Here is a 1568-nt window from a genome sequence, read left to right as displayed (position 1 = left end):
TCTTATCTCTATAGAGAGATTTAATTTAGAAAAAATCACGGAAGCTGAACAGAGCAAGAGAGAATGAACAAGTTTTAATAAGGGGTCTTCTACATGATTGGTAAAGGGAACAACCAGTCTAGATCTAAAGCAAATTACTGCTTTCTACAAGATAGAAATATCTTTTAAGGATAGAAAAGACAATGTACTATCTGAAGATCTAATAGAAAGACTGTAGATCATCTAGCTACAAAATGAGATCGAATGTTTGGCTTTGATTATATGAGAAGACACAACAAGGTAAAAAGATGTCTACATATCTTGTTATGAAAGAAGGATGGCTTAAGAAAATTTAGTAAGATAAAAACTATCTTTGTACAAGAAGTATTGTCTATCGATAATGCTGAAGTATGAATTGATACACATATCTTAAAAGACATTAAGGTCAGACATAACAAGCCTGATATCTTGAATTAAATAAGAAGATAAAGGAAATTTAGATTTTCGAGCTAAATAAACGACCAAGATTTTCTCACAGTTTAATTAAATTGAAAATTAAGAAAATACAATCTTCTTCTAATGAACTTGTATTAATACACAAAGCTAAAACAAGAATAGTTCCCTATGTAGTAACATGGGATAGTATGGTAAAGACTAATCACAAGAAGTATATCCAAATTCTGGGAATCAAACTTACATTTGAAGGAAACATCCAGTCTGTTGTGCTTAAGAAAACCCTTGAGAGTATCTCTCTGGGGAAGACGAAGCTGATGAAGAAGAGAATGAGAAAGAATTGGAGAATCTGGCGAGTTATAGAGGAGAAGTTGAAGAGGTACAACATAAAAGGTATGACACAAGACCCGAGACGATAATACCAAGGAAAACTCATAACCCCTAAGATCTCTTAACTGAGAAACCTTGTCTGATAAAAGACTTAGTATTGGGCTCTTCTATACAATCTACTGACATCTAAATGGTAAAAAATTTAAGCAAATAAATTTATTTATATGTTTAAAGCTAAAATGATTAAGTAAAATTTAAAATTAATTATGTAGCTTAAATGATAAAGAAAAATTTAAAAGTAAATATAAAGTTTTTTAGATCAAGATGAATACTAAAAGATCAATATGAAGACTACTAGGACGATATTATATAAAAATCAAATATGAAGTCTAAAAGATCAATATTAAATTAAAAATCAAATTTGAAGTCTAAAAGATCAATATTAAAAAAAAACAAATTTGAAGTCTAAAAGATCAATATTTGACGTAGTACCGGGGGATGCACCCTGCCTTGAGATAGTTCTCAATTAGGCTTCTCAAAGGGTCGTCTTTCCTGCCGGTGACCAAAGCATTTTTTAAATAAAATTAGTCATTAATATGTTTATTTGACATGGGTTAAAAATTTTTAAAATATTTATATCTAGAATTTTCTAGAATAAATATTTGTAATGTGGTAGATACCACAACCATGTTTCTAAAAGCAAGAATACAAACTGATACTCTATCGTTTTTAACGAATTATCTTCTATTTATTGATGATCTTTTACTCTTAGCAGATAAAGAAAATCCTCTTAAAGTGATGTATGA

Annotated in this window: 1 protein-coding gene; it reads left to right on the top strand. The window is 29.3% G+C overall.

Annotated elements, in window-relative coordinates:
* Positions 1–527 precede the first annotated feature (527 nt).
* On the top strand, positions 528–851 hold the full coding sequence (locus tag ACRC28_RS08000; protein WP_438542931.1) for a hypothetical protein: 324 nt from the start codon (positions 528–530) through the stop codon (positions 849–851).
* Positions 852–1568 lie beyond the last annotated feature (717 nt).

The organism is Clostridium sp., assembly GCF_051650885.1.
Classification (GTDB): Bacteria; Bacillota; Clostridia; order Clostridiales; family Clostridiaceae; genus Clostridium.
The sequence above is the reverse complement of the archived record's forward strand: the minus strand, read 5'-3'. Positions and strand labels throughout refer to the sequence as shown.